This is a genomic window from Nocardia speluncae NBRC 108251 (assembly GCF_001613245.1).
In the GTDB taxonomy this organism is placed as follows: domain Bacteria; phylum Actinomycetota; class Actinomycetes; order Mycobacteriales; family Mycobacteriaceae; genus Nocardia; species Nocardia speluncae.
On sequence record NZ_BDBZ01000001.1, the window covers coordinates 426,475 to 450,679 of the forward strand.

General features: G+C 67.1%; 21 protein-coding genes. 3 read left to right on the top strand and 18 right to left on the bottom strand.

Features of this window, described 5'->3' with window-relative positions:
* Window positions 1-41: 41 nt before the first annotated feature.
* The 7 genes from NS6_RS01740 to NS6_RS01770 all read right to left on the bottom strand — a co-directional run bounded on the left by NS6_RS01740 (window position 42) and on the right by NS6_RS01770 (window position 6,916).
* On the bottom strand, window positions 42-2,432 hold the full coding sequence (locus NS6_RS01740) for an ATP-binding cassette domain-containing protein (protein ID WP_068035539.1): 2,391 nt from the start codon (window positions 2,430-2,432) through the stop codon (window positions 42-44).
* 253 nt (window positions 2,433-2,685) lie between these two features.
* Entirely contained in the window at window positions 2,686-3,096 is a 411-nt protein-coding gene (locus tag NS6_RS01745) for a VOC family protein (protein WP_068035541.1), read from the bottom strand.
* Window positions 3,093-3,572, bottom strand: coding sequence for a helix-turn-helix transcriptional regulator (locus NS6_RS01750; RefSeq protein WP_068035544.1), 480 nt, complete (start codon window positions 3,570-3,572; stop codon window positions 3,093-3,095). Before NS6_RS01750 ends, NS6_RS01745 begins: the two co-directional genes overlap by 4 nt.
* 74 nt (window positions 3,573-3,646) lie before the next feature.
* The gene (locus NS6_RS01755) at window positions 3,647-4,372 is read right to left on the bottom strand and encodes a trimeric intracellular cation channel family protein (RefSeq protein WP_245669091.1); all 726 of its coding nucleotides are present in this window, start codon (window positions 4,370-4,372) and stop codon (window positions 3,647-3,649) included.
* 65 nt (window positions 4,373-4,437) lie between these two features.
* On the bottom strand, window positions 4,438-5,145 hold the full coding sequence (locus NS6_RS01760; protein ID WP_068035546.1) for a CE1759 family FMN reductase: 708 nt from the start codon (window positions 5,143-5,145) through the stop codon (window positions 4,438-4,440).
* 161 nt (window positions 5,146-5,306) lie between these two features.
* Window positions 5,307-5,747, bottom strand: a complete 441-nt coding sequence (locus NS6_RS01765; protein ID WP_068035548.1) for a MarR family winged helix-turn-helix transcriptional regulator — start codon at window positions 5,745-5,747, stop codon at window positions 5,307-5,309.
* Window positions 5,744-6,916 carry an LLM class flavin-dependent oxidoreductase gene (locus NS6_RS01770; RefSeq protein WP_068035550.1) on the bottom strand — a complete coding sequence of 391 codons (1,173 nt, stop codon included), beginning with the start codon at window positions 6,914-6,916 and terminating at the stop codon, window positions 5,744-5,746. Before NS6_RS01770 ends, NS6_RS01765 begins: the two co-directional genes overlap by 4 nt.
* 150 nt (window positions 6,917-7,066) lie before the next feature.
* On the opposite strand from NS6_RS01770, the gene NS6_RS01775 reads away from it, so the two are divergent.
* Complete coding sequence (locus NS6_RS01775; RefSeq protein ID WP_068035552.1) at window positions 7,067-8,041, top strand: GlxA family transcriptional regulator; 975 nt, start codon at window positions 7,067-7,069, stop codon at window positions 8,039-8,041.
* 48 nt (window positions 8,042-8,089) lie between these two features.
* The gene (locus NS6_RS01780; protein WP_068035555.1) at window positions 8,090-8,608 is read left to right on the top strand and encodes a hypothetical protein; all 519 of its coding nucleotides are present in this window, start codon (window positions 8,090-8,092) and stop codon (window positions 8,606-8,608) included.
* A 7-nt stretch (window positions 8,609-8,615) separates the two neighbouring features.
* On the opposite strand, the gene NS6_RS01785 is transcribed toward NS6_RS01780, so the two are convergent.
* From NS6_RS01785 to NS6_RS01795, 3 genes are read right to left on the bottom strand one after another with little or no spacing between them, the layout of a single operon-like run.
* Window positions 8,616-9,680, bottom strand: coding sequence for a phosphotransferase (locus tag NS6_RS01785; protein WP_068035557.1), 1,065 nt, complete (start codon window positions 9,678-9,680; stop codon window positions 8,616-8,618).
* Between the two features lie 3 nt (window positions 9,681-9,683).
* Window positions 9,684-10,838 (bottom strand): TIGR03857 family LLM class F420-dependent oxidoreductase, encoded by a 1,155-nt coding sequence (locus NS6_RS01790; RefSeq protein WP_245669092.1) that lies wholly within the window; start codon window positions 10,836-10,838, stop codon window positions 9,684-9,686.
* Window positions 10,835-11,731: an SDR family NAD(P)-dependent oxidoreductase gene (locus NS6_RS01795; protein ID WP_068035560.1), complete on the bottom strand. Its 897-nt coding sequence runs from the start codon at window positions 11,729-11,731 to the stop codon at window positions 10,835-10,837. Before NS6_RS01795 ends, NS6_RS01790 begins: the two co-directional genes overlap by 4 nt.
* A gap of 112 nt (window positions 11,732-11,843) precedes the next feature.
* Between NS6_RS01795 and cyp51 the strand changes: the two genes are divergently transcribed.
* Entirely contained in the window at window positions 11,844-13,202 is a 1,359-nt protein-coding gene (cyp51, locus tag NS6_RS01800) for a lanosterol 14-alpha demethylase (protein ID WP_068035562.1), read from the top strand.
* 46 nt (window positions 13,203-13,248) lie between these two features.
* Here cyp51 and NS6_RS01805 read toward each other — a convergent pair whose 3' ends face one another.
* The 8 genes from NS6_RS01805 to NS6_RS36130 all read right to left on the bottom strand — a co-directional run bounded on the left by NS6_RS01805 (window position 13,249) and on the right by NS6_RS36130 (window position 24,120).
* The gene (locus NS6_RS01805) at window positions 13,249-15,951 is read right to left on the bottom strand and encodes a fumarate reductase/succinate dehydrogenase flavoprotein subunit (RefSeq protein ID WP_068035564.1); all 2,703 of its coding nucleotides are present in this window, start codon (window positions 15,949-15,951) and stop codon (window positions 13,249-13,251) included.
* A complete protein-coding gene (locus NS6_RS01810; protein ID WP_068035566.1) occupies window positions 15,948-16,715 on the bottom strand; it encodes an ABC transporter ATP-binding protein in 768 nt (255 codons plus the stop codon). The genes NS6_RS01805 and NS6_RS01810 overlap by 4 nt, the downstream gene beginning before the upstream one ends.
* Window positions 16,712-17,488: an ABC transporter permease gene (locus tag NS6_RS01815; protein WP_371859295.1), complete on the bottom strand. Its 777-nt coding sequence runs from the start codon at window positions 17,486-17,488 to the stop codon at window positions 16,712-16,714. The genes NS6_RS01810 and NS6_RS01815 overlap by 4 nt, the downstream gene beginning before the upstream one ends.
* A gap of 74 nt (window positions 17,489-17,562) precedes the next feature.
* Window positions 17,563-18,942, bottom strand: a complete 1,380-nt coding sequence (locus NS6_RS01820) for an ABC transporter substrate-binding protein (protein ID WP_068035568.1) — start codon at window positions 18,940-18,942, stop codon at window positions 17,563-17,565.
* 7 nt (window positions 18,943-18,949) lie between these two features.
* Window positions 18,950-19,177 (bottom strand): 4Fe-4S dicluster domain-containing protein, encoded by a 228-nt coding sequence (locus NS6_RS01825; protein WP_068035570.1) that lies wholly within the window; start codon window positions 19,175-19,177, stop codon window positions 18,950-18,952.
* Complete coding sequence (locus NS6_RS01830) at window positions 19,178-19,960, bottom strand: GntR family transcriptional regulator (protein ID WP_068035572.1); 783 nt, start codon at window positions 19,958-19,960, stop codon at window positions 19,178-19,180.
* A gap of 288 nt (window positions 19,961-20,248) precedes the next feature.
* Window positions 20,249-23,521: a protein kinase domain-containing protein gene (locus NS6_RS01835; protein ID WP_068035574.1), complete on the bottom strand. Its 3,273-nt coding sequence runs from the start codon at window positions 23,519-23,521 to the stop codon at window positions 20,249-20,251.
* 161 nt (window positions 23,522-23,682) lie between these two features.
* Window positions 23,683-24,120 (bottom strand): Zn-ribbon domain-containing OB-fold protein, encoded by a 438-nt coding sequence (locus NS6_RS36130; RefSeq protein WP_157112577.1) that lies wholly within the window; start codon window positions 24,118-24,120, stop codon window positions 23,683-23,685.
* Window positions 24,121-24,205 lie beyond the last annotated feature (85 nt).

Below are 24,205 nucleotides of genomic sequence, written 5' to 3' on the forward strand. Positions count from 1 at the left end.
GTGCCGGCCGGGACTGCCCGGATGCTCGCAACCCTTCGCCGTCAACCCACGACGTAGGCCGCCAGGTGTTCGCCGGTGAGGGTGGACCGGGCGGAAACCAGATCGGTCGGGGTGCCTTCGAAAATGATCCGGCCGCCGTCGTGGCCCGCGCCGGGACCGAGGTCGATGATCCAGTCGGCGTGCGCCATCACCGCCTGGTGATGTTCGATGACGATCACCGATTTACCCGAGTCCACGAGCCGATCCAGCAGGGCGAGCAGGTTCTCGACATCGGCCAGGTGCAGGCCGGTGGTCGGTTCGTCGAGGACGTAGATCCCGTTCTTCTCACCCATCCGGGTTGCCAGTTTCAGCCGCTGCCGTTCACCGCCGGACAGGGTGGTGAGCGGTTGACCGACCTTGATGTACCCCAGGCCGACATCGACCAGGCGGTCGAGGATCTTGTGCGCCGCGGGGATACGGGCGTCACCGGCGCCGAAGAACTCCTCGGCCCCGGCGACCGACATCTCGAAGACCTCCGCGATATTGCGGCCGCCGAAGGTGTAGTCCAGGACTTCGGCCTGAAAGCGCCGGCCCTCGCATTCCTCGCACGGCGATTCGACGGTCGCCATCACCCCGAGATCGGTGTAGATGACCCCGGCGCCGTTGCACGCGGGGCAGGCGCCTTCGGAGTTGGAGCTGAACAGCGCCGGTTTCACCCCGTTGGCTTTCGCGAAGGCCTTGCGGATCGGGTCGAGCAGGCCCGTGTAGGTGGCGGGATTGCTGCGGCGCGACCCTTTGATGGGAGTCTGGTCGACCATGGCGACATCGTCGTGCCGGGCGACGGCACAGTCGATCAGCGAGCTCTTACCGGACCCGGCGACACCGGTGAGCACGACCAGCACTCCGAGCGGGATATCGACGTCGACATTCTGCAGGTTGTGCGAATCGGCGCCGCGTACCTCGAGCGCACCGGCGGCAGCGCGGACCGACGGTTTGAGGGCGGCGCGGTCGTCGAGGTGGCGGCCGGTGATGGTGTCGCTGCCGCGCAGGCCCTCGATGGAGCCCTCGAACATCACCTGCCCACCCTCGGTACCGGCGCGGGGCCCGAGGTCGATGATGTGGTCGGCAATGGCCATCACCTCGGGTTTGTGCTCCACGACGAGCACGGTGTTGCCCTTGTCGCGCAGTTGCAGAAGCAGTTCGTTCATCCGCTGGATATCGTGCGGGTGCAGGCCGATGGTGGGTTCGTCGAACACGTAGGTGACATCGGTGAGTGAGGAACCGAGATGCCGGATCATCTTCGTACGTTGCGCTTCACCACCGGACAGGGTTCCGGCCGGGCGCTCCAGCGACAGATAGCCGAGCCCGATCTCGACGAACGAGTCGAGGGTCTGCCCGAGCGCGGTGAGCAGCGGAGCCACCGACGGTTCGTTCAGGTCGCGCACCCAGGTGGCGAGATCGCTGATCTGCATCGAGCAGGCGTCGGCGATGCTGATGCCCTTGATCTTCGACGAACGGGCCTCGGCACCCAGACGGGTACCACCACAATCGGGGCAGGTGTCGAAGGTGATCGCCTTGTCGACGAATGCGCGGATATGCGGTTGCATCGCCTCCCGGTCCTTGGACAGGAAGGATTTCTGGATCCGTGGGATCAGGCCCTCGTAGGTGACATTGACGCCCTCGACCTTGACCTTCGTGGGCTCCTTGTAGAGGAGATCGTTGAGCTGTTTCTTGGTGAACTTCGCAATCGGCTTGTCCGGGTCGAAGAAACCGCAGCCGCGGAAGATACGGCCGTACCAGCCGTCCATGCTGTAACCGGGGATGGTGAGGGCGCCTTCGTTGAGCGACAAGTTCTCGTCGTAGAGGGCGGTGAGGTCGAAATCGGAAACCGAACCGCGGCCCTCGCAGCGCGGGCACATACCGCCGAGGACGCTGAAACTGCGGCGTTCGCGAACGGTCTGCCCGCCCTTTTCCACGGTGACCGCACCGGCGCCGCTGATCGAGGCGACATTGAAGGAGAACGCCTGCGGTGATCCGATATGCGGGGTGCCGAGCCGGCTGAACAGGATCCGCAGCATGGCATTGGCATCGGTGGCGGTACCTACGGTGGAGCGCGGATCGGACCCCATCCGCTCCTGGTCGACGATGATGGCGGTCGTCAGCCCGTCGAGGACATCGACATCGGGGCGGGCCTGATTGGGCATGAACCCCTGGATGAACGCGCTGTAGGTCTCGTTGATCAGCCGTTGCGATTCGGCAGCGATGGTGCTGAAGACCAGTGAGCTCTTCCCCGACCCGGAGACCCCGGTGAATACGGTCAACCGGCGTTTCGGGATCTCGACGCTGACATCTCGGAGGTTGTTCTCCCGCGCTCCGTACACGCGGATCAGGTCGTGACTGTCGGCGAGATGCGGCTCGGACGTCTGCCCAGCGGTCTTCGTGGCCATACTCATCTGCTCTCCTGGTCTCCCTCTGGTGCTCGTGCCGCCCGCGCGGACACCACCGCTGTCATCCGGTCGATCCAATCAGAACGCGGTGACATTTCTCGTTGCGCCGGGCCGCGAGGTACGCGTGGTCGCCGGGAGCGTTCCGGCGGACCCGTGCGGTGGGCGCCGGACCCATGGTGGATCCGGTGCCCGTCCGCTCGGGAATCGAAAGTTTCGCTGCCTGCGCTACCACGCTGTGTGAATGCCTGCCCCGGGACGTTCAGCCGGCCTGCTGGATACGGATCATATTCCCGGCGGGATCGCGGACGGCGCAGTCGCGGATACCGTACGGCTGATCGGTGGGTTCCTGAATGATTTCGACATCACCGGCCTGGAGCCGGTCGAAGGTCGCCTCGAGATCCTCGGTGGCGAAGTTGATCCCGGCGTAGGTGCCTTTGGCCATCATCTCGCTGATGGTGCGGCGTTCGTCGTCGGTGATACCGGGATCCACGGCCGGCGGGGTGAGCACGATAGAAGTGCTGGGCTGCCCGGCCGGGCCCACGGTGATCCAGCGCAGCCCTTCGTAACCCACGTCTTTGCGCACCTCGAAGCCGAGGAGGTCGCGGTAGAAGGCCAGTGCCGCATCCGGGTCGTCGTGCGGGAGGTAGCTGGAGTGGATGGTGAGGTTCATGACGACGACGCTAGCCGCGCCGCGGTGACCTGCGCTTCTCGATTCCTGATCGGTCTGGTCACCTGTTTGGCAACGCAGCTCGGCATCCCGGCCGCTTCGCCGGATGCCTGCTGCCGGTAGATGCTGGGCGCTACGCCGACCAATTCGGTGAAGCGGGTGCTGAACGTGCCCAGCGACGAACAGCCGACGGCGAAGCAGACCTCGGTGACGCTCATATCACCTCGGCGCAGCAGCGCCTTGGCACGTTCGATACGCCGCGTCATCAGGTAGGAGTACGGGGATTCTCCGTAAGCCTGCCGGAATTGGCGGCTGAGGTGGCCGGCGGATATATGGACCGCGCGGGCGAGGGCTTCGACGTCGAGTGGTTGTGCGTATTCGCGGTCGATCCGGTCGCGGACCCGGCGCAGGCGCGCCAAATCGCGGAGGTCGGCGGTGGGGCGCTGCCGCCGGTCGGCGGCCGGTGGGGTCTCACGCATTGTCGCCCTCCTTGTCGGTGGTGCCGGGTTCAGTGTGGCACGGGCGGAGTTGCCGCTCGGTGGGGCCGCAGTGTTCAGTTCTCCCGGTTCCGGCCGCGCGTGCGGCGACGCCGGCTCCGGCTCGGCGGCCGGGCGCCGCGGACTGCTTCGGCGATCCGAGTGTGCGGTTGCCAATTCAGCCCGTTGGGCAGGCCCCAGCCGAACCGGACCGCCGCCAGTCGCAACACCAGTGAGCAGGTGATACCGGCGATGATCCCCACGGCTGGGACACCCAGGTATGTGCAGACGACCATGGTCCCGGCGACGACCGCTGCGACCGTGGCGTACAGGCCGTTTCCGCCGAACACCGCCGGCACTCGCCGCAACAGGACGTCGCGCAGGGCACCGCCGCCGACCGCCGTGGTGATGCCCAGGAGTACCGCCGGCAGCCAGCCCAATCCCGCGGCCAGTGTTTTCTGGGCGCCGGTGACCGCCCAGAATCCGATCACCGCGGCGTCGAGCGCGGTGAAGAGGCGGTCCCAGGAGTGTTCGCTGAGGGATATGACGAATGAGATCAGGGTGCCGAGTACCGCAGTGGGTAAGTAGGCGTAGTCGGTGAGGGCGACGGGCGGTCCCTGCTGGAGCAGGGTGTCCCGCAGAATACCGCCGCCGAGTCCGGACACGATACCCACCACCAGGAACCCGAAGAGGTCCAGTCCCTCGGAGCGGGAGATGGCGCCACCGAGCATGGCACAGGCCAGGACGCCTGCGAGATCCAGATACCGGGTGACCTGATCGATGGTGTCGAAGGGGGCGGTCACCGCAGCAAATTAGCACCACGGCCCGGCGCTCCCCCGCGCTGGGACGAGGTGAGCCGGGCGGGGATTCAGTTCGCGGGCCGGGCGGGTGCGGCGTTACCGCCCGCCGCGAGCCGCATGAGGTCGGTGTCCAGGTCGACGGTGGTTTCGCTGCCACCGGCGCTGCCGAACGAATGCTGGTAGCTGTCCCAGGATTCGTCCTTCACCCGGTGCGCGAACTCGCTCTCCATGAGCAGCACCAATTCGAGGGCGGCGCGGTCGATCCTTTTGTTGAGATCGGGATCGTTCCAGTCCTCAGCGGCGGCGAACAGTGCGGTGGGCACAGTCATGGTGCGCAGGAACGCGAAGAGGGCGCGCATCTGCTCGTCGACCACCAGAGCGTGGCGGGAGGTGCCCGCGGTGGCCGCGAGAATCACCGGTTTGGCGATGAGCAGATCGTTGTCGAGGACATGGAAGAACGAGGTCAGCAGCCCACTCGGTGCCGCCTTGTACACGGGGGCCGCGACGATCAGGCCGTCCGCGGCGGCCAGGGTATCGATCGCCGCGGTCATCTTCGGGCCCATGAGCTGGGAGACCAGGGCGGTGGTGATTTCGGTCGCCAGTTCGCGCAGGTCGACCACTTGTACGCGGACCTGGCCGCCGCGGCGGCCGGCGAGGGTGCCGACCCGGCCGGCGATCCGGTCGGCCAGCATCCGGGTCGAGGACGGGTTGCTGGTTCCGCCGCTGACCACGACCAGCCGATACGGCGGGCGGGCCTGTCCATTGGTGCTGTGCATGGTTACTCCTGGTAGATCGGTTGGCCGCAGGGGGTAGATCGGTTGGCCGCGGGGGCCCTGGGTGTTCACGACTCGCTGTCGTCCGGAGCCCTGCCCCGCTGTCCGCCGGGTGAGCAGGGTTTGCGCGGTGCCGCGGCGCTATCGTCTCCGGGCCGGACCGCTCACTCCGTGGTGTCCGCGAGTTTCCGGCAGATCACTTCGAGAGCGCGCAGGTCGTCGTCGGTGAGGGCAGCGGTCAGCGCCCGCGCGACCCCGACTGCGTGCCGGCCGCCGGTGCGGCGCTGGTGCGCCCGGCCGGTATCGGTCAGGCTCAACCGGACGCCCCGGCCGTCGTTCGGGTCGGGGGTGCGCTGGACCAATCCGCGCTCCACCAGCCGGTCGACCATCCGCGACAGGGCCGGTTGGGTGAGCAGGACGTGCCGGTTCAGTTCGGCGGGCCGGATCGGTTCCGGGCATTTGGACAGCGTGTAGAGGACGTCGTATTCGCGCATGGTCAGGCCGTGCCATACGTCCTCGGCCGCGAACCTTTTCATCATCACCGCGTGCGCGGTGAGCAGCGCCTCCCAGGCATCGTTGGCCAGGCGGCCGCTGGTCCGGTTCATTTTCCGGCCAGGATGTCGGTGTCCTGGTAGGGGCTGGTGCCGGCCAGGTTGTTGCCCTGGTTGGCGTTGGGCCGGGCCTGCCGGGGCGGGGTGTCGCCGTAGGTGGCGGTGACCCGGCCCTGATGGGTGGGGGCGGGCGCCGATTCCGGGTCGCGGCGCGCGTCCAGTTCCTTGCGCAGGACCGGAACGACCTCCTCGCCGAGCAGGTCGAGCTGGTTCAGCACCGTTTTGAGCGGCAGCCCGGCGTGATCCATCAACCACAGCTGGCGCTGGTAATCGCCGAAGGTGTCGTGGAAGGTGAGGGTTTTGTCGATGATCTCCTGCGGGCTGCCCACCGACAGCGGGGTCATCTCGGCGAAATCCTCCAGCGACGGGCCGTGTCCGTAGACGGGTGCCTCGTTGAAGTAGGGCCGGAATTCGCTCCACGCATCCTGGGATTTCTTCGCAATATAGGCCTGCCCGCCGAGACCGACGATGGCCTGTTTCTTGGTGCCGTGGCCGTAGTGCTCGAACCGCTGCCGGTAGAACTCGATGAGCTGCAGGGAATGGGCGGTGGGCCAGAAGATGTGGTTGGCGAAGAATCCGTTGCCGTAGTAGGCGGCCTGTTCAGCGATCTCCGGAGTGCGGATGGCACCGTGCCAGACGAACGGCGGCACTCCGTCGAGGGGACGGGGGGTGGCGGTGAAACCCTGCAGTGGGGTGCGGTAGTCGCCTTCCCAGTCCACCACGTCCTCGCGCCACAGCCGGTGCAGCAGGTTGTAGTTCTCCAGGGCCAGTGGCAGGCCGGCGCGGATGTCCTTGCCGAACCACGGGTAGACCGGCCCGGTGTTGCCGCGACCGAGCATGAGATCCATCCGGCCGTTGGACAGATGTTGCAGCATCGCGTAGTCCTCGGCGATCTTCACCGGGTCGTTGGTGGTGATCAGGGTGGTCGCCGTGGTGACGATCAGACGCTCGGTGAGCGCGGCAATATGAGACAGCAGAGTCGTCGGTGAGGACGAGAAGAACGGCGGATTGTGGTGTTCCCCGATGGCGAAGACATCGAGGCCCACTTCCTCGGTTTTTTTGGCGATCTGCACGGTCGCGTCGATACGTTCGGCCTCGCTGGGGGTCACGCCGGTGACGGGGTCACGCGTGATATCGCTGACCGAGAAGATTCCGAACTGCATTGATGTCACTCCCACCGGTTGTTGTCTATGCATTTGCATCTACCTCACCCACAACCAGGGCGCCCGCGAGAATATTTCCTCGCGCAGATGGCACGATCCGACAGGAATTTGTCGTGGACGCCATCGCGGCCGGCGGAAACAATCGGCATTATGAAGCGCATCGTGGCCGTCGTACACGACGGGTTCCAACTGCTCGATCTCGCCGGTCCGGCCGATGTTTTCGATGCCGCCAACCGAGTGCTCCGGAGCCGGGCGTATTCGGTCGAGACCACCGCTCCCCACAGCGGCCCGGTTGCGACGAGCAATGGAGTGTCTGTCTGCGCACAATCGGAGGAGGAACTGCCGGCCGGGCAAATCGATACCCTTCTCGTGGTGGGCGGATCCGCCCCTCTGCACAATCCGATCGACCCTGCACTGGTCGATATCGTCACTGCACTGGCCGAGCGCGCAAACAGGGTGGCCTCGGTATGCACCGGGGCGTTCATCCTTGCCGCCGGCGGATTGCTTGCACGGAAGCGAGTGACGACCCACTGGCTCGTCACGGATCGGCTCGCCGGCAACCACCCGGACCTCGAGGTCGAACCAGAAGCGATCTTCGTCCAGTCCGGCAATATCTGGACATCTGCGGGTGTCACTACCGGTATCGACCTGGCCCTCGCCCTGGTCGCCGATGACTACGGCCACGATATCGCCCGGCAGGTCGCCAGCGGGCTCGTCGTGTACCTGCAGCGGCCCGGCGGCCAGAGCCAGTTCAGCACGATACTCCGGGCAAAACGGCCGGCCTCCGACGCCTTACGAGAGCTACAGGCCTATATCGACGCCAACCCGGCGGCCGACCTCGGAATCGCCGCGCTCGCCGCCCGGGTAGGCATGAGCCCACGCCACTTCACCCGGGTATTCACCGCTGAGCTGGGAATCGCACCCGGACGATATGTCGAGCGCAGCCGGGCCGATACCGCCCGCAGGCTCCTGGAAACGACGGAGGCGACCCAGGAGTGGATCGCCCGCGAATCCGGTATCGGATCGACTGTGACCCTCTACCGAGTCTTTCGGCGTCACTGGTATGTGTCCCCTGGCGATTATCGCCGAAAATTCCGCACCCATATACGCCCGACGAACGCATAGACGCGCACATCGACGTCGGAACCCGAACAGCAACAGAAAGGCCGGCCGATGACCATACTGGAACCGGAGCGCGTCGACAGAACTCTCGCCCGGTACGCCACCTCGCTGGGGCCCAGCGCACCGGTGTACCGCAACCATGTATTACGCGGGCTCAACTATCACGCGCTCCTGTTCCGCCGGGCGCTTCCCGCGAGCGCCGTGCTGGCATGGACGGTTCACGACCTCGGACTGTGGACGGCGGGAACATTCGACTACCTTGCCCCCTCCGCGGACCTCGTCGACGAACTCGCCGCGGATTTCGGCGTGGTCGATACCGGCGAGGCCAAATTGATGGTCCTGGACCATCACAAGTTGCGGGCCGCGGACAATCGGCTGGTCGAGACGTTCCGCAGGGCCGATCTCATCGATGTCGGTCGCGGCCTCGTTCGCTTCGGAATAGCCCGGACGCAAATGCACGGGATCGTGCGTGCGTTTCCCTATCTCGGCTTCCATCGCTGGCTGGCCGCGGGCCTCGCCCGGCACGCCATCAGGCACCCGACCGCACCGGCCCCGATGGTTCGTTGGTGACGAAATCTCATGACCGGTGGGTGTCCGGCCGTGGCGACGCGGGTTGGGCGGTCAGCGAGTCCAGATCGCGGATGGCGGCACAACTGCGGCGAATCATGGCGGCGAACATCGCGTCCCCCCGTTCGGTGGCGGCGCCGTAGGCGGCGCCGAACACCGCGACCAGCGGGCCCTGAAGGACGCCGAAACGGTAATCCTGGCGGCAGTCATCGAGTGAGTAGCCGGTGACCCCGAGTTCGACAAGACGCCGATGGTAGGTGGCGACGAGATTTTCTTCCTCCACTCGCCGTGTCTCCGGGTGGAGGGCGGTCGTGACGAAGTAGGCGAGGTCGCGGGCAGGCAGTCCGAGGTTGACCGTTTGCCAGTCGACTGCGGTCACCACCGCCGGCTCCTCTGCGCCGAACAGGAGATTGTCCAGACGGTAGTCGCCGTGGACCAGGCCGAACCGTTCCGGCCGCGCAACCAGCCAGTCGGCGATCACATCACCGCAGGCGCGAACGGTGTCATGGTCTTCGGGTGTGAGGCGATCGCCGAGGCGGCCGAGGAAGAGATCGGTGGTGGGTCCGTACAGCTCGCCCAGTGTCGCGGCCTCCTCGGGCCCGTTGCGACTGAATCCTTCGATCTCCAGCAGGGTCTCGTCACACCAGCGCGGTGCGTGCAGGCCGGCGAGGCCGGCGACGGCCTGATGGGCATGCGCAACCGTGCATCCGGCGATCTGATCGCCCTGGCGGGCGGGTGCGAGATCTTCCAGCAGAAGCACGAATGCACCCCCGTCGCCGTGGATCTCGGCATGGTGGCAGTGGGGTGTACGGACGGCCACCGTGCCGGCGATCTCGGTGTAGAACCGGATCTCCTGTCGGTAGGCGCCGGCGAGCATCGCCCGGGTTCCCGGGTCTGCGGCGGGGAGTTTGGCCATTAGCTGTGCCGGAATGTTGTCACCGGTGAGCCGCAACCGGTACACCGATCCGATCTGACCGGTACCGACCGGTTCAGCGACGACCTCGTCGACACGGCCGTCCAACGCCGTGGTGAGCCATTCAGGAGTGAGCTCCGCGACGGTGCGGGGGATTGTCATCGATCACTTCTCCGTGAATCGGCTCGGCGGGACCGCGGCCCCCGAGTTCCGGCGGTGCTCGCGCCAGACTCTGAGCACCGGGGTCAGCTCGGCCGGCGTGTTGCCGTGCAGGACAACTCCGTCGGCACCGGCGCGGAATTGATCGGCGATCCGGGCGGCACAGTGCGCGGCGGTGCCGGTGGCCGAGGCGGCGAGCCATTCCGTGGGTAGCAGCTCCTCGACGGCGGCGAGGGTTTCCGGGCTCACCACCGCATCCAGCGCCCCGCCGGCTCCGGTGACCAGAGGATGGGCGCGGAAATCGTCGAGTACTTGCTGATCCCAGCCGTTGACCCGGACGAGGATATCGCCGTAGCCCTGCAGGTAGGTGCCGAGGCGACCGACGAGTTTGCGCAGCCGGGCGAGTTCGCCCTGGGATTCGTCCACAACAGCCAGGACGGACCAGATCCGCAGAGCGGCGGGGTCACGGCCGGCGGCTTCGGCGGCGGTGCGGACGGTGCGCACAGCGCGGGCGGTGGTGTCGTCGGTGAAGAAGGTGTGCAGGACGACGGAGTCCGCGATCTGCCCGGCGAGGCGAAGGGTGGCGGGGCCGATGGCGGTGAGGGTGACGGGGATGTTTTCGTCGTAGGCCGGGTCGAGCTGCAGCAGCGGATAGTGCCCGGCGGGGCCGTCGTGGCCGAGCACGGTTTCACCACGCCAGAGGCGGCGGTAGATATCGACGGCATCGCGGAGCTGTGCGGAGGTGATGCGAGGTAGGCCGATCACGTCGAACAGGGCGTCGAAACCGCGCCCCAGGCCCAGACTGTAGCGACCGCGGGTGAGGCGGTGCAGGGTGACCGCACCGGCCGCCGTAACCAGTGGGTGGCGGGTGTTGTGGTTGGTGGCGGCGGTACAGATGCGCAGGTCGGTGGTCACTGCGCCCGCGGCGGCGGCCAGGGTGAACGCTTCCTTGGTGTTGAAACGTTCGGACAGGAAAAGGGTTCCGAGGCCGAGTTCTTCGGCGGTACGGGCTTCTCCGAGTAGAGCGTAGGGGTCCGTAGCATGCCCGGCGAGCCCGTAGCAGCCGAGTTCGGGGAATTCGCCGCTGCGGTGGCCGCCGGGGATTACCGCGGGCGGCCCTTCGTTGTGACGGTCCGCCATCCCGCGCCCTGGTTCGTTCATGCCCGGCCCGCCTGTTCACTGCTGCTGAGCATCTTGTGCACTTCCTCTGGCGTCCACGGTGGGGTGTCCTTGTGGTCGCGGAAGCCGAGGATGCTCGGGGTGGGCCGGTCATAGCGGCCCAGGAACCCGCCGGCAGCGACGAAGATCTGTCCGGTGATCGCCCGGGCTTGCGCACCGGCGAGGTAGAGGTAGAGCTGCGCGACGTATTCGGCGGGTGGGGCGTCGAGGGCGGCGTCCTTGCTCATTTCGTCGAGCATGCCGCGGCGATACAACTCCATGATCTTGGCCTCGTAGGCGAACCCGCTGGACAGCCGGGTCTTCGCTCCCGGGCATACGACGTTGGCCCGGACGCCGTATTCGGCGAGTTCGGCGGCGACGGCCAGGGTGAGACTGTTGACGGCGCCCTTCCCGGCCGCGTAGCCGGTGCCACCGTAATCGCCGAGATAGGCGAAGGAACTGGTGTTGATGATGCTGCCGCGGCGTTGGGCCACCATTTTCGGCGCGGCGGCGCGGCAGGTGTTGAACGTGGTGGTGAGGTGGGAGTCGAGCAGGGCGCGCCAATCACCGGTGGTGACGTTCAGAATGGAAGATTCGGCAGGTTCGGCGATTCCGGCGCAGTTGACGAGGACATCGACGGTGCCGAACGTGCGGACGCAGGCGTCGACGAGTTCGGTGGCTACGGTTTCGTCGGCTGCGCTGCCTGCGATACCGATCGCGCGCTGCCCGCCGAGGGTGATCGAATTGACTGCGCGTTCTACGGCGGATTCGTGGCGCCCGTTGACGACCACTCCGGCGCCGTGCCGCGCCAGGGTGTGGGCTACGGCGTGACCGATACCGCTGGTGGCGCCGACGACCACGGCGCCGCGGCCCCACAGGGATTGCTGACCGCTCATGGACCTGCTCTCGTTTCCGGGGCCGGTCTTGATTGCGGCCGACTCCCCATAGTACTGTCTGGACAGGTGTCTACCATAGATCCTGGACAGTAATCTGGGGAAGGATTTCCACATGACTTCGGTGAAACCACCGCGGGTGTCCGGAGGCGAACACGAACACGGCCATCTGGAGGAATTCCGCACCGACCCGATCGCGCTCATGCGCCGGGTCCGGGAGGAATGCGGCGACGTCGGCCAGTTCGAACTCGCAGGCCGCCACGTCATCCTGCTCACGGGCTCCGAGGCGAACGAATTCTTCTTCCGCGCCGCCGACGAGGACCTCGACCAGGCCGCCGCCTACCCGTTCATGAAACCGATCTTCGGCGAGGGCGTAGTCTTCGACGCCAGCCCGGAACGGCGCAAGGAGATGCTGCACAACTCCGCGCTGCGCGGCGATCAGATGCGCGGCCACGCCGCCACCATCGAACGCGAAGTCGACCGGATGCTGGCGAACTGGGGCGACGAAGGCGAGATCGACCTGCTCGATTTCTTCGCCGAACTCACCATCTACACCTCCTCGGCCTGCCTGATCGGCACGAAGTTCCGCGAGGAACTCGACAGCCGGTTCGCGCACCTGTACCACAACCTGGAACGCGGGACGGACGCCCTGGCCTACGTCGACCCGTATATGCCGATCGAAAGCTTCCGGATCCGTGACGAATCCCGGGCGCAACTGGTCGAGCTGGTCGGGGAGATCATGAACGACCGGATCGCGAACCCGCCCGCCGATAAAGAGGACCGCGATCTGCTCGATGTACTGGTCTCGGTGAAGAAGGAAGACGGCACACCGCATTTCAGCGCCAGCGAGGTGACCGGCATCTTCATTTCGATGATGTTCGCCGGCCACCACACCACTTCCGGTACCGCCGCGTGGTCGGTGATCGAACTGCTGCGCCACCCGGAGGTGCTGTCGGGTGTCGTGAAGGAACTCGATGAGCTCTACGCCGACGGCCAGGAGGTGAGTTTCCATGCGCTGCGCCAGATCCCACAGCTGGAGGCAGTGCTGAAGGAAACACTGCGGCTGCATCCGCCGCTCATCATCCTGATGCGGGTGGCACAGGGTGAGTTCGAGGTGTGTGGGCACACCATCGCCGAGGGCGACCATGTCGCGGCCACCCCCGCCATCTCCAACCGGCTGCCGGAGGATTTCCCGAACCCGGACAGCTTCGACCCCGGCCGCTACATCGACCCCAACCAGGAAGATCTCGTCAACCGCTGGACGTGGATCCCGTTCGGCGCCGGCCGGCACCGTTGCGTGGGCGCGGCATTCGCGCTGATGCAGCTGAAGGCGATCTTCTCGGTGCTGCTGCGGGACTGGGAGTTCGAGATGGTGCAGCCCTCGGAGAGCTACCGCAACGACCATTCCAAGATGGTGGTGCAATTGCAGCAACCGTGCACGGTGCGCTACCGGCGCAGGCGCCGGGAGAGCTGACGGCCCGCCCGGCGCCTGCGCGGTGGTCGAACCAAGGCTGCCGCGCTCAGGCCGACAGAAAACGCCGGGCGTAGGCACGGACGTCGGCATCGGTATCGTCGAGTGCCTGCTTCAGTCCGGTACGCGCGGCGTCGTGCCCCGGCCATGTCCCCAGCGTGAGAACAGCGGCCTTCCGGACGTCGAGATGCGGATCGGAAAGCACTTCGATGAGCGCGGCAACAGCGCGGCCGGCACCCGCCCCCGCTAGCCCGCGAGCGGCACCCACCCGCACCTGCCAGGCCGAATCACGCAGGGCAGAAAGGCAAATCGCTGTATCGGCCGCAGTGGTCCCCAGGTCGGCGAAGGCCGCCAGTGCCGCCGCGCGGACCAGCGGATCCGGGTCTGCTGACAGCGCCGCCACCGCTGTGCTGCCGCCCTTCCCGATACCTGCCAGACTCTGAGCGACCGCGATCCGCACCTCCCGGTCGACGTCATCTGCCGCGGCGGCGATCGGCGCCCACTCGTCTATCGAAACCAGCGCCCGAACCGCTTCGATCCGCACCCGGTGGTCGGGGTCGGCCAGGGCCGTTCTGAAATCCTCGGACGATCCGGTCCGGGTGGCTCGCAGCAGATCCAGGACCGCGGCGCGGACCACCGGGTCAGCGGAGGCGAGCCGCGCAGCGAGACCTTCGGTCGCCGGCAGGACCTCCACCAGTTCGCGCAGCGCAGCAGCGGCCGCACTACGGACCGGAGCCGCGGCGTCGTCCAGTGCACCCACCAGCAGCGGCACATACCCGTCGGGCGTGTGCTCGGTCGATTCCGCGATCGCCGCGACCCGCACGCGTTCCTCGGGATCGGCCAGATACTCGGCGAGTTCGGCCGATGTGGGAGCGTCCAGGGCGAGCAGGGTCAGCAGGCGCGGTGACGCGGCATGCACCGGATCGGTGGCTGCCGCCGGAGAGGCCGATTCGGCCGGTTCGGGGGCCCGCCGGTGGCCGACGAGTTCGGGCTGAAGGACTACGACCGGCTCATCATGCGACGGCAGGTCGTCGAGGCCGGGGACCGGCACGAGATACGGTGCGACCGGCCGCTTCAGGAACTCCATCGCACCGTCGGCACGTTTTCGGAGGTTGAGGTGGTAGCGCCACTGCCGGTCATCGCGTTCCGGGAGGTCGGCGCGTTCGTGGTAGAGCCCCCAGCGGGATTCGGTCCGGGTCAGCGAACTGCGGGCGGCCATTTCCGCGCAGTCGCGGATGAACGACACCTCTACGGCGCGCATGAGTTCGTGCGGGGTACGCGCGCCCATCTCGGTGAGGTCGCCACGCATCCGTTCGAAGGTTTCCACTGCCAGTGAGAGTTTCGCGGCGGTTTTCGGCGGCGCCACATAGTCGTTGACGAAGCGGCGCAGTTTGTATTCGACCTGAGGTTGTGGCGGTCCGTCCGGGTTGCGTAGTGGGTGGTAGACGAGTTCGTGGGCGGCGGCGATCTGCTCGGCGGGCAGGGTTTCCGGAGCGGGTAGGCCCGGCAGGGTTCCGGCAGCGTGGGCGCCGGCCAATTCCCCGAAGACGAAGGCGCCGATCATGTAGTTGTGCGGCACGCACGCCAGGTCCCCGGCCGCGTACAGACCGGGGACGCTGGTCCGGGCGTTTTCGTCCACCCACACCCCCGACGCGGAATGCCCACCGCACAAGCCGATCTCGGAGATATGCATTTCGATATCGTGGGTGCGGTAATCGTGGCCGCGGTTGGCGTGGAAAGTACCCCGGGTGGGGCGTTCGGTGGTGTGCAGGATTCCTTCGAGGGTGCGCAGAGTTTCGTCGGGCAGATGCGACACCTTCAGGTAGATGGGTCCACGCGCAGAGTCGATCTCGCGTTTCACCTCCGCGATCATCTGGCCCGACCAGTAGTCGGAGTCCACGAATCGCTCACCTTGTGCGTTCACCTGGTATCCGCCGAACGGGTTCGCCACGTACGCGCAGGCGGGGCCGTTGTAATCCTTGATCAGCGGGTTGATCTGGAAGCATTCGATCCCGCTGAGCTCTGCGCCGGCGTGATAGGCCATCGAGTAACCGTCGCCGGCGTTGGTCGGGTTCTCGTAGGTGCCGTACAGGTAGCCGGAGGCCGGTAGGCCCAGGCGACCGCACGGTCCGGTGGCCAGAATTACGGCCTTCGCGCCGACCGTCACGAACTCGCCCGTCCGGGTGTTCAGCGCGGCCGCCCCGACCGCCCGGCCCCCGGCGGTGAGTACCCGCACCGGCATCAATCGGTTCTCGATCCGGATCCGCTCCCGGTTCTTGCGCTGTCGCAACACGCGGTACAGCGCCTTTTTCACATCCTTGCCCTCGGGCATCGGCAGCACATAGGACCCCGACCGGTGCACGCGGCGCACCGCATATTCCCCGTACTCGTCCTTCTCGAACTTGACCCCGTAACGTTCCAGCCGCTGCACCATGGCGAAACCGCGGGTCGCGGTCTGGTAGACCGTGCGCTGGTCGACGATTCCGTCGTTGGCGCGGGTGATCTCGGCGACGTAGTCCTCCGGTTCGGCCTTTCCCGGGATCACCGCGTTGTTCACGCCGTCCATCCCCATGGCGAGCGCACCGGAGTGCCGGACGTGCGCTTTCTCCAGCAGCAATACATTCGCGCCGTGCTCGGCCGCGGTCAGCGCGGCCATCGTGCCGGCGGTGCCGCCGCCGATGACCAGGACATCGCAGTCGAGTCGCACGGTTTCGGCGAGGTCCGGCGCCGTGAACAGGGTGGGTGCGGTCACGACAGGGCCTCCAGGATTCGGGCGCGCCGATCCTGCCGGTCGGCGGTGGCGCGCGGATTCGGAATATCGACGAGGGCGCGTAGCGGCTGTCCGGCCCGCCCGAGAACCGCGACCCGGTCGCCGAGCAGTAGCGCCTCGTCCACATCGTGGGTGACGAAGACGACGGTGGTGGGATGGGTGCGCCAGGTCTCGGTGAGCAGATGCTGCATGGTGGCCCGGGTCTGGGTGTCCAGCGCGCCGAAAGGTTCGTCCATCATCACCGCCCGCGGTGCGCCTGCCAGGCCGCGCGCCAGCTGCACACGCTGGCGCATACCGCCGGACAGGCTCTTGGGCAGGAAATCACCGAAACCGGTGAGACCGACCTCCTCGATCCAGCGGTCGGCGGCCGCCCGGCGCCCCGCCTTCGGTTCGCCGCGCAACCGCAGCGCCAGTTCGATATTGGCGCGCACGCTACGCCACGGCAGCAACGCATTGTCCTGGAAGACCACGGCCCGGTCGCGCGAGGTGGTGGTGACCGGTGCACCGTCGGCGAGCACACGGCCGGAGTCCGGTGTCAGCAGGCCGGCCAGCGCGCGCAGGACGGTGGATTTCCCGCAGCCGGACGGCCCGGTGAGGACCAGGATTTCGCCCGGCCGGACATCCAGGGTGAGGTCGTCGATCACCGGGTCTCCGGTATAGGACAGGGAGACACCGTCCAGTCGCAGGGCCATCCCGTGTCCGCCGGTCCCGGTACGGGTATCGCGGGTAGTGAGGGTGGTGGTCATCGGGCGTTCTCCTCTCCCCTGGGGAGCCAGCGGGTGACCCGGCGGCCGAGCAGTTCGATCGCCGCGGAGGTCCCGAATCCCAGGGCGCCGATGGTGATGATTCCGACGAACACCCCGGGATAGTCGACGATGGTGTAGGCCTGCCAGGTGCGGTAACCGACGCCGAGGCGACCCGAGATCATCTCCGCCGAGATCAGGCAGATCCAGGCGACACCGAGCCCGACCGAGAGTCCGCCGAAGATCCCCGGCAGCGCGCCGGGAACGACGACGCGCGCCAGGACATCCCAGCGGTTTCCGCCGAGAGTGCGTACGGAGTCCTCCCACAGGGTGGGCAGGGCGCGCACCGCGTGCCGGGTGCTGACCATGATCGGGAAATACGCGGCCAGTCCGGTGATGAACACGATTCCGGCTTCGTCGTCGGGGAACAGCAGAATCGCGATCGGCACCACCGCGATCGCCGGGATGGGGCGGGCGAGTTCGGTGAGCGGGCCGAGGATCCCGGCGAATACCCGAGACCGGCCCAGCGCGATCCCGCTCGCGACTCCGAAGACGGTCGCGAGGGCGAAACCGGTGAGGATGCGGACCAGCGATTGCGCCAGGTCCAGGTAGTAGACATCGGTGCCCAGCTGACGGCCGAAAGCGGTGAGCACGTCGGTGACGGTGGGCAGAGTGTCGAACCGCAGCCACAGCCGGATATCGGCGGCGGTCAGCAGCTGCCAGAGCAACACAGCACCGGCCACCGAACCCACCCGCAGCGCCCGCCCCGGCCACACCGAGCGGGTGCCAGGCCGGGCGCGGGGGTGATCGCTGTGCAAGTCGGCACCGGAATCTGCGGGGGCGGCGACAGTCACGACCGAACCTCCGCCACGGCCTGGTCGTAGCCGACAGGCCGGGCGCCCGGATGGGCGTGCCGGTAGCGGCCGGCGGCCGCCTCGGTGGTGAAGGCCAGATAGGTGTCGCCGTCGCGTAACCACACGGCCTTGTCGGCGAACCAGCGGGTGCCGAGTTCGGAATCCGTCACGTAGGCCGCACGGATGGTGTCCCCTTGTGCGCGGGCGGCCTTCACCGCGCGCAGCAATTCGGTGGGGTCGGCGGCCGGCCGGGTGGTGTTCTGCCCGCCGATCCAGAGCTCGGTACCGGAACCACTGGTGTGGTTGCCTGGGTCGGCAAGGGCGGCGTCGTAGTCCTGGCCGCGGGCGGCGAATGCCGCGCGGATCAGCCGGTCGTCGGCGAAGGCGCCGGTGTCGAGGTCGGCGAAATCACCGATCGATTCGAGGTATTGCACATCGTCTTCGAACGCGCCGAGCAGGCTCGGTTTGAGGGTGGTGTCGAAGGAGGTGCCGCCGGGGCCGTTGTAGAGGTAGACGACCTCCTGCGGCAAGTCCGAACCTTCGGCCACGATCCGCGCCGCCTCGAGCGGTTCCCGCCACAGGAATTCGGTGGCGTCCAGTTGCGCCTGGAGAAACGCGTCGACCACTTCGGGATGCCGCGCGGTGTAATCCGCACGGGCAACCACACCGTGAAAGGTCGGCACATTCAGTTCGGCGCCGTCGTAGAGCAGTTTCGCCTTGTCCTGGAACACCAGCAGCCCCGGCCAGGCCACGAACTGCGATAACGCGCTGACCTGGCCCGACTCCAGAGCCGATGCCCCGACCTGCGGCTGCTGGTTGAGCACTTCGACGCCGGTGACCGGGTCGATACCCGCGCGGGTCAGCGCCTGCACCAGTGTGCCGTGACCGGCCGACCCCACGCTGGCGGAGACCTTCTGCCCCGCCAGATCCGGCAGTCCCGCGGCGGGCGAATCCGGCGGCACCACCACCATGTTCAGCGCACCCTTGGGGTTGTAGCCGGTGACCGAGATGAATTCCGTGCGGGAGCGTTCGCCTGCCTGGGTACGCGACCCGTTGATCAGCAGCGGGTAATCACCCATGGAACCGATATCGATTTTCTCCGCCACCATCTGCGCGGTGATCGGCGCACCCGTGTCGTAGTCCTGCCATTCCACCTGGTAGGCCGGGCCGCCGCCCTCGGTGAGCCGGGCCAGCCGCTGTTCCAGGTACCCCTGGGCGCGCAGCAGAGTGCCCGCCGTGACGGTGTTGATCGTTTTGGACTGGTAACCGATGACGACACGCACGGTATCGCCGGCGGCGGCGTCTTCCAGCGAGCAGCCGGTGAGGGCCAGCGTCCCGGCGGCCAAGAGGGCCGCGAGGCGTTTCAGTGTGGGCATGGTGGCTCTACCTCAGGAGATACGGCATATTGACGGTGACGGCCCCGGTCGGACAGCGGGCGGCGCAGGGGCCGCAGTACCAGCATTCGTCGACGTGCATGAACGCTTTACCGTTGTCGGGGTTGATTGCGAGGGAGTCGAGCGGGCAGATCTCGACGCACAGGGTGCAGCCCTCGATACACAGGGATTCGTCGATGGTCACCGGGATATCGGTGCGCTGGTCGGCCAGGGCCATCTACAGGACCTTCCATTCGGGGATCGCACGGGAGAGGCTGCCGCGCAGCGTGATCCGGTCACCGCGCATCCGGATGTATTCGAGGTCGACGGGTGTGCCGTCGTCGAGGCGGGTGAGACGTTCGAGCATGAGTAGCGGGGCGCTGTCCGGGACGTCGAGGGTGGCGGCGGTGTGCCGGTCGGCCGGGATCGCCTCCACGGCCAGATCCGCCGAACCCAGCGATTGCCCACTGAGCTGTTCGAGGAGTACGAACACATCGGTGTGCGCGAGATCGTGGGCGAGAACCCGTGCGCCGATCTCCGGGGCGAGATAGGTGAGGTCCAGGCTCAGTGGCTGATCGCCGAGATAGCGCAGGCGCTCCAGATAGACGACCTGCTCGCCCGGCGCGAGCCCGAGCCGGCGCGCCACGACCGCCGGGGCGGTGATGCGCTGTGCGGCCCGGACTTCGTTGCGGACCGTACCGCGCCCCTCCAGTGTTTCCTGCAGACCCAGCAATGCGTCCAGCCCGTGGTCGAACTTCCGGGCGGCCACGCGGGTTCCGGCCCGTGGGGCGCGGTCGATCAGTCCTTCGTCACGCAGCAGGGTCAGGGCCTCGCGGATGGTGTTGCGGGAGGTGCGGTGTTCCGCGGCGAGTTCCTGTTCACCGGGCAGGGTTTCGCCGACGGTGCCCGCGCGGATCTGGTGGCGCAGGATATCGGCGACGCGTCTGGCCTGGTCCGCGCGCAGCCGGCGAACGGTGGCGCCGCCCCCCGCACGCTCGGTGTTCATCTCGCTGACCTGCATGAACGGTGACGATAGTGCCGGCCGGCGGTATTGCCGGACCGCATTCGAGGGACCGTGAAGTCCGCACTTCCAATACGCCGGGTCTCTGGTAGGCGCGACCAGCGTGGACCCGGGGAATCGGAACCATTGCGCCACCCCGGCCGGCACTGCGCGCTGTTGGGATCACGCCGATTCGAATGACTGCGGCGACATGCCGCCACAGGTGAACGGCCGGACGACAACGACACCGCAGGGGCCTGGACCGGTGCCATCCCCTTCGACGAGAGTCGTCGGTGGCCTAGTGCCGGATCACCGCGGATCGTCGTCCGGATGCGTGGAATCGTGCGCGACCCAGGCCGCGATCTGGGCGCGCGAGGTGAACCCGAGTTTGCTCAGGATGTGTTCTACGTGCCCTTGGGCGGTGCGCAGCGAAATCATCAACTTCGCCGCGATCTGTCTGTTGCTGAGTCCGCGGGCGACCAGTTCCGCCACCTGGTGTTCACGTTTTGTCAGTGCCGGCGCCGAGCCGGAGCCGGCCCGGTCGCCGCCGGTCGCCCCCAGCGCATAGGCGACAGCGTCGTCCATATCCATGGCGCGGCCTTTCCGGTGAGCTGCACGGTACCGGCGATCGCCGAGGTCACGCCGAGCCCGGCGCTCGGTCTCGTCGTGGAAACGTGCCAGGTTGCGAAAGACGTCCGTGACATTTGTTCCGGGGGGCTGGAGTCGCTCCGCGGCACCCAGGAGCACGGCCGCCCGTTCGGCTCCCGCGCGGGTATCGCAGGTCCACGCCAGCGCCTCGAGGCTGTGCATGCCGAGGACTGTGCTGTTGAGCCCGCTGTTCACCCGTAACGCTTCGGTCAGCAACTGCCGGCCGTGTTCCGATTCGCCCGCTTGCCAGGCGGCGACCCCCAGCCCGCGTAATGCCGCCACGCGATGCAGGACTTCTCCGCGTGGTTCGGTGACGGCGAGCACTCGCCGGTAGTAGTCGCTCGCCCGGCTGCTGTCACCGCGCATCTCGTATGCCCAGCCGAGCAGTGCGAGGGCACTCATCCGGATCGGGAACATCGGTTCCGGCTCGGTGAGTTCCACCGTGCGCTCGAAACCGCTGAGCGCATCAGCGGTTTCACCGCTCGACAGGCCGAGCAGGCCTTCAGCGTAGGCGATCTCCGCGCGGAGGAGAGAGGCAGCGTCTTCGCCGGTGAGCGCACCGGCCTGCCGGACCAGGTCGGTCGCGATCCGGAATTCCCCTTGCAGGGACGCCAATTTGCTCGCCGCGCAGAGTGCGCGCACGCGATACCGGCTCGCGTCGGCACCGGGGCGGGCAAGAACCCGGTTCAGCCAGGATCGGCCCTCGCCCAACAGGCCACGGAAGTTCCAGAACTCGAACAGTCCCGCTGCCATTCGCAGTCCGGCCTCGGTGTCCTCGTTCAGGCAGAATTCCAACGCCTCCCGCAGATTCGATTGTTCACGCTCGAGGCGGGCGAGCCAGCCGGGTTGCTCGGAACCGATCCAGCCTTCGGCGGAATCGTCCAGCATTCGCTGATACCACTCGTAGTGGCGCCGGCCGAACTCCCGGCTGCGGCTCGATTCCCGCAACCTGTGCCGACCGTAGTCGCGCAGTGTATCGAGCATCGTGAACCGGATTGCCGTACCCGACTCCTCGCGGACCAGGATGGACTTGTCCACCAGCGCCGTAAGCCCATCGAGCAGACCGAACGGCGCCGGGTCGAGATCGCATACGCCCTCCACAGCATCCAGTTCGCAACTCCCGGCGAATACCGAGAGCTGGGCCCACAGCTGCTGTTCGGCCGGAGTGCACAGGTCGTAACTCCAGTCGATACTCAGCCACAGCGTCTGCTGGCGGTTCGGGGCCGTACGGGTGGCGCCGGCGAGCAGGGTGTACCTGTCGTCGAGCCGTTGCACGATCTGTTCCGGCGACATCGTCCGCATCCGGGCGGCCGCCAATTCGAGGGCCAGCGGTAGTCCGTCCAGCCGGGCACAGATAGCGGCGACGGCCCCTTTGTTCTCCTCGTCGAGTTCGAAGCCCGGTACAGCCGCGGTGGCACGGTCGGCGAACAGTTTCACGGCGGCGTACCGTGACAACTCCGGCAAACCCAGTTCCCGGTCCGGCGCGGGGGTGGTGAGCGGCGTAACCCGCAGTACCGATTCTCCGGCGATATTCAACGGTTCCCGGCTGGTCGCCAGCACTCGCAGGCCCGGACATGCCTGCAGCAGGACTTCGTCCAGTTCCGCGACCGGGCCCACCAGCTGTTCGCAGTTGTCCAGCACGAGCAGGAGCTCACGCGAACACAGATAGTCCACCAGCACCTGGGTCAGCGGTTCGGGCGCTTTGTCGCGCAAACCGAACACCGCCACGACGCTATCGATCAGTATCGCGGCCTCGGATACATCGGCCAACTCGACCATCCAGGCTCCGTCCGCGAAATCACCGGCTGCCTGCGTGGCAGCGCGCACTGCCAGCCGCGTCTTGCCGACGCCACCGATTCCGGTGAGGGTCACGAGCCGGGAGCTGGACAGTAGGTTCTTCACGCCGGCGAGTTCGGCGCGACGGTCCACCAGGCTGGTCAGCTCGAGTGGGAGGTTGCCCCCACCCATTCGCCCGGTATTCGGTCGCCGCACCGGTGTCCGGGGTTCGGCTCGCGCGGCTTCGGGAACCGGTGTGGTGAGCAGCACCATTTCACCGGTCGCCGGGAACCCGTGCTGCTGCTGTACCTGCCGGACGGCTTCGGCGAATTCGGCGGCCGACGGACGTGCGCGGCGGTCGCGGGCCATCGCCGATTCCACCAATGCGGAGATATCGGCGGAGACGTCGTTCTCGCGCAGGTCGGGCACCGGCTGGGTGGTGATCCGCAGGAACTGGGTCACCATATTCTCGCCGCTGCGCCGTTCGAACGCCGCATGGCCGGTGAGCGCGCAGAACAGGGTGGCACCCAGACCGTAGATATCGGCGGAGGGTGTGGGCGGCTGTCCCTCCAGCACCTCCGGGGCGGTGAAAGCCGGTGAACCGGTGACTGTTCCGGCGGCGGTCCGGAAGCCGCCGTCGATATGTGCGATACCGAAATCGGTCAGCTCCGGTTCACCGTGGTCGGCGAGCAGGATGTTGCCCGGTTTCACATCCCGGTGCACGACGCCGAGGCGATGCGCCGTATCGAGCGCACCGGCGATCTTGACGCCGATCTGCAATACATCTTCCGCCGCAAGCGGGCCGTGCCGCCGGATCCAAGCGTCGAGGGAGTCCATGGGGTAGAAGGGCGTCACCAGATACGGGCGGCCGCTCGGGGTAACCCCTACCTCCAGCACGGTGACAATATTCGGCTGCCCGGTCAACCGGCCCATCGCCTGCTGTTCCCGCAGGAACCGGGCCCGGTTGTCTTCGTCGAGTTCGGTGGTCAGCACCTTCACTGCCACCGTCCGGTCCAGGGCCTGCTGGGCACATCGGTAGACCGCGCCGAAGCCACCACGGCCCACTTCCACCGCATCCTCGAAACCGGCCGCAGATAATTCCGCCGCAACGGAGATTCCTGGTTCACGACGGGTCGGCACTGGTTCCGCCCCGGTCATCGACCGAATGCGAACCAACAGCAAGATTTGAGGTCACGAGGCAACATCGGCTCACCCTTTCGCTAACACCCACTGTAGGCCGAAACAATTTCATAGCGGGCGAGAGCAAGTCATGAACCGGCAGACCCCTTCGAGCGGCGCCATCGGCGGGCCGGCAATCTTCACATCCGGGCGGGACCGACGACGAAAACCGGAAAATCGTCTTCGCGGGCCGGCCGTTCGAACCGTACCGGTACCCGTAGGCCGCCGGTCGGCGGCAGATCCCCTTCGATCGCCGCGTATACCCACGGTCCCTCGTCGAGCTCGACGATCGCCACGGTCCGCAACACCGGTTCGGCCCGGGCCCGCACCGGGCAAGCCATCATGCGCCAAGACACGATGGATCCGGTTCCGGATACCGCTACACCACCGAAACGCCGGGAAAGGCACGAGACACAGCGGTCGATCGGCGGTGCGAATACCCTTCCGCATTCCCGGCACCGCCGCAGAATCAGCAGAATTTCCGTGCAGTCCGGTCTGTCGCCGCTCGCGCGGTCCATCGCCCGTATCGGTTCGCCCATCGAAACCCCTGTGATCGTGTCGGCAGGATCGACTCCCATCGTCGACCGCACGGTGGCATCAGCACACCGGTCGAACCGCCCCACGCATACCTATTTCTGCCGAATGGCCAGTTCAGGACCGGTG